A 4,828-nucleotide genomic window follows, 5' to 3' on the forward strand; every position below is an offset into this window, starting at 1 on the left:
GATGGTTCACTGAAAGATTTAGAGAAGCGCTTAGAGGCTTTAAGAGAAGAGTTTGAAGATTTAAAAGAGTGTTCATTAGACGAAGTACTCTGAATGATGTGAGGACGAAAGCAGATGAAGATACCCGATCATGAACATGAATATTTGATACCTGTCGCGACGAGAGAAGAAATGATAGCAGGAACTTCTCAAGACAGCGTTGTTGTTCCAAAGCTTTTAGGGACGGCGTCTTTGTATTCGTATGAAACCTTTGCGCCCTTAGAGCAGGTTGTTAATGCAAGGAAAGAAGCAGAAAAAGCCATGGCGCGTGCGAATGGCGCGCAACAAACAGCAGATCAAGCGAAAACTATAGCAGATAGTGTCAAGGAATTATCGGATGCAGCAGCGACGACGATAGCACAAGCAGCAGGCACAGCAGCGAGTGCAGTTACTGTAGCTTCTGAAGCCAAGACGACAGCTGATACAGCTTTAGAGCAGGCAAATACGGCATTAACAGCATCCAATGCCGCCAAGACAACAGCAGAGATATCGAAAGCTTCTTCAGAAGATGCCAAGATGAAATCAGAAGCGGCAGAGAGGTTAGCGCAAGAAGCCAAGCGTATTGCGGAGGATACTAAAGGTGCAGCCGATAGAGTGACGACAGCGGTCACGGAAAGCTCTCAAAGAGTGACACAAGTTCAAGGCACAGTAGAGACAGCTTTGACAGAGGCAAGAGAAGCCAAGGCAACGGCAGGAGATGCAAAAACACTTTCCGAACAAACCAAGAGCGCTTTTGATGATGCCAAGCAGGTGATGGGTGAGGTGAAGAATATTGCAGAAACAGCGGCAGCGAGCAGTGGGCAAGCTCTCACTACAGCGAAGGAAGCCAAGATGACAGCTGAGACAGCATCTTCGGTAGCCGGTGATGCAAAAGAAACGGCGTCTAAAGCTCTGTCGGTAGCTCATGATCTTAAGCAATCGGTTGATCATGTCAAGAATACAGCTGAGGGAGCCAAAAGGACAGCAGAAGGAGTAGAACAGAGGGCTTTAACAATAGAAGACGTTGCTATACAAGCCAAGACTAAAGCCGGTGAAGCGAAACAATTGGTTGAAGAAGTTAAGACGAGAACGCATTCGGCAGAAACGTTAGCGAATAATGCAAAGCGGTTAGCGGATAGCGCAAAAGACACGGCGGTGGAAGCGAAGAATAAAGCAGAGGATGCTCATGTCCTTTCGCAAGAAGCTAAGAGCACAGCAGAAACGGCAGAAGAGAAAGCCGCGAGAGCCGAAAAGAAGGCGAATGATGCGACAGTTACAGCTTCAGAAGCCAAGACTATGGCGCAAGAGGCAAAACAGGCGTTAGAGACATCAACAGCGCACCAAGATGCTTCAGAAGCACTGTCTAAAGCCGCTGACGCGAAGAAAGTAGCAGATCAGGCAGCAACGTTAGCCAATGAAAGTAAAACGACAGCTGTTGAGGCAAAAGATTTAGTGGAGGAAGTAAAACAATCGGTAGCGGCAGCGACAGAAACAGCAGAAGATGCGAAAAATACAGCAAGGAAAGCGACTGTAGATATTATTTCTATCAAGGCAAAGGCTTTGACAGCAGAAACGGTAGCTAACGAAGCCAAAGTAGCATCAGAAAGCGCTGTTACAGTGGCGAATACAGCGAAGACCACAGCAGAAGAAGCCAAGAGTGCAGCGGATACAGCAACAGCGACGGCTCATCAAGCCCAACAGAGTGCAGAGGAGGCTACAAAATTAGCTTCTGAAGCGAAAGCGGTAGCAGAGTCTGCGGCGCGTTCAGGAGAGACGGCAGGGCAGGTGAGTGCAGAAGCGGTGAAGGGCTTAGCGGAAGAAGCGAAACGTAAAGCGGAAGCATTAGAGAAGATTGTACAAGAATCTCAAAGTGCTTTGGATGAACTAAAACAAGTAGCTGGTAGTGCGCAGTCGACAGCAGAAGAGGCAAAAAAGGTTTCTGAAAGCGCCCAGAAGAAGGCAGTACAGGTAGAGACAGTAGCGGATGAAGCCGAAAAAATAGCTAAAGAAGCCAAACAGACAGCTGGTTATGCCAAGCATGATGCGGGTCAAGCCCGTAGTGAGGCGGAAAAGGCAAAAAGCACAGCGAATGAAGCGTGGAGTAAGGCTCACGATGCGAATGAAGCTGCCAGTAACGCTAAGACTATAGCAAGACTAGCGGAAATGGCAGGCGAAGAAGCCAAGAAAAAAGCTGAGGCAGCAGATTCACAAACCTATCAAGCCAAGAGCGAAGCCGACAAAGCCAAGGAAGTAGCCAATAACGCTAAGGTTATAGCAAGTTTAGCAGAAAGAGCAGGCGAAGAAGCCAAGAAAATAGCGGAGAAAGCCGATGACCGAGCGTATGAAGCCAAGAATGAAGTAGAAAAAGCCAAGGAAATAGCTAGTAATGCAAAATATATAGCAGAACAAGCGCAGAGGGCAGCCGAAACAGCGGGTAAAAAAGCAGCGTCTTTGGAAGAAGAAGCGGAAGAGGCACAAAAAATAGCCAAGGAAGCCAAAGAGTCTGCTGGCTATGCAAGACATGACGCGACGCAAGCACGCAATCAGGCAGAAGATGCAGAGAAAATAGCCTCGTCTGCGAGGAGTAGGGTTATCGATATCAATCAAGTGGTTGAGAATTTTAAAGCCCCCGTAAGTTTAGCGCGGATGTACTCAGAAGAAGCCAAGAAAAAAGCCGAGTCGGCAGATTCACAAGCCTATCAAGCCAAGAGCGAAGCCGAAAAAGCCAAGGAAGTAGCTGATAGAGCGAAAAGGACAGCAGAAGAAGCCAAAAAAACCGCCGATACAATGAAACAAGAGCTTGGAGGTATCAAGAGTTCCCTAGCAACGGCAACAACAGCCCATACAGTAGCCTCACAGGCAAAAGTGCTAGGGGAAGAGATAAACAATTTACTGAAACAGTCCAATTTAACGGTTCTTTCAATTTCTACGCCGTTTCTTGTTGCGACAGGGAAAAAACAACTCACATTGAAGAAAGGAACGCGTATAACCTTGGCATTAGGCAATGATACTTTGGTTGCAAGTTATACGGCAGATACAAGAATAAGCGTTCCTTCTCTTTCGGCAGGCAAGGATTATTATGTTTATTTGGTTTCTGATGGAAAACAGTCTCATAAACTTGTTTTGTCAGAAAACTCTACCTATCCAAGGGATTACACTGTGAGTAATTCTCGTAAGATAGGAGGGTTTCATACGCTCTGTGCGGATGTTGGTACGATTTCTGGTCATCCATTATCCGGTTATCAAGCAGGGGATATTTTACCCAATTCAGTTTGGTGTTTAAATCACCGCCCTTATAGTTCACCAGAGGGAATGGTCTACGACCCCTCTACAGATCTTTGGGTTGATATTTATCTTCAATCAGGGACGGGTGAAAATACGAAATCAATGTATCGTACCAATATAACAACAAACCGTAATTATACCGAACATGTAACAGATATGGCGCGTGTTAAAAAATCTTTACTGAGTGATGAAGCGTTTGCTTCTGCTATGTATGGAAGCAATGAAAAGACACATATTGTTGGCAAGAAAGAACCAACCTCTAAGGTTTCAGGTGGATATAAGGATACGGCAAATATACGGATGATTTCGCATATCGGTTGTGAAGATGGTTGCGGTTATGTTTGGCAATTTTTATCGGGCACGTTTCCTATACCCATAAGCCGTACGCAAAATACGTTTGAAATGAGAGCATTGTTAGGGGGTGGTAGCTGGAGTAATACAACGGATAATGGGCGTTTTACTCGAGCCGCCATGATCGTCAATGGTGGAAATGAACAAGTTGCGGCGCGTGGATGTAGCCATACGCGTCATTTTGTTTAGGAGGGAGAGATGATAGAATATCCAGAGCATTTAAATAGCAAAGAAGATTATCTGAACATGCTTTCTTTTGACAAAGTTGAAACAGTAAGAAGGCTAGAGATGCTTTTGACAACGCGTTTTTATTGGGTCTTTGTTAAAGAGCTTGGAGAGGGAGAAGAGGGGATTGAAGATGACACGCATAAGGTTTGTCTAACAACAACCATGCCGTTTGATTTAAATGGTGATTTTGTAGAAAAGCGTTGTCAGTATGAATTACAGGAAAGCGAATATGCGCCGCTCTTTCAACTTGGATTTCGTGTTGAAGAAGTCGAGCAGCTGATCAAAGAGCATAGCCAATAGAGATCATAAAAAAACATTTTTATGCCGCCTCACTTTTGTGGGGCTTTTTTTTATGGAGCGTCAGATGAGAAAGATATCGAAAGAAGGATTAGAACTTATCAAACAATGGGAAGGATTGCGTTTAGAGGCTTATAGAGATACGGCATGTGTCTGGACGATTGGTTATGGTCACACCAGCAATGCGGGTCACCCCCTTGTCAAAAAAGGCATGTGTATTAGCCAAAAGCAAGCAGAAGAAATCCTTTGTGAAGACTTAAAGCAATTCGAGCAGACGGTAGAGGAATCGGTTACGGTTTCGTTAACGGATTGCCAATTCGCGGCATTGGTCTCATTTTGCTATAACGTAGGAACAGCTGCTTTTCGCAAGTCAACATTGTTGAAGAAGCTTAATCAAGGCGATTATGAAGCCGTACCCTTAGAATTACAGAAATGGAATAAGGTTGGTGGGAAGCCTCTTGCGGGTTTAGCCAACCGTCGAGCAGCAGAAGCGGGATTATGGGCAAAAGGGGCTTATGTTTCTTCAAATTATCAAAGGGTAGAAACGAAAACGGCAACCGGACTTCTTAAAATAGAAGCACTTGCCCCGATTATAGGGTCTTGTTCTGGTTTTGGCGGCTTGTTAGCAGGCAATGGACCGGTGCAATGG

The 4,828-nt window shown here is 45.4% G+C and carries 3 protein-coding genes; all 3 read left to right on the forward strand.

Annotation, left to right across the window (positions count from 1 at the left end; translation table 11 throughout):
- Window positions 1-114: 114 nt before the first annotated feature.
- On the forward strand, window positions 115-3,843 hold the full coding sequence (locus ACFIK8_RS08745) for an alanine-zipper protein (RefSeq protein WP_375669204.1): 3,729 nt from the start codon (window positions 115-117) through the stop codon (window positions 3,841-3,843).
- A gap of 9 nt (window positions 3,844-3,852) precedes the next feature.
- Window positions 3,853-4,182 carry a hypothetical protein gene (locus tag ACFIK8_RS08750; protein WP_375645029.1) on the forward strand — a complete coding sequence of 110 codons (330 nt, stop codon included), beginning with the start codon at window positions 3,853-3,855 and terminating at the stop codon, window positions 4,180-4,182.
- A gap of 64 nt (window positions 4,183-4,246) precedes the next feature.
- The coding region (locus ACFIK8_RS08755; RefSeq protein WP_375653360.1) for a lysozyme at window positions 4,247-4,828 on the forward strand (582 nt) is incomplete at its 3' end.

The sequence above is a fragment of the Bartonella sp. MR168JLCBS genome, assembly GCF_042194175.1.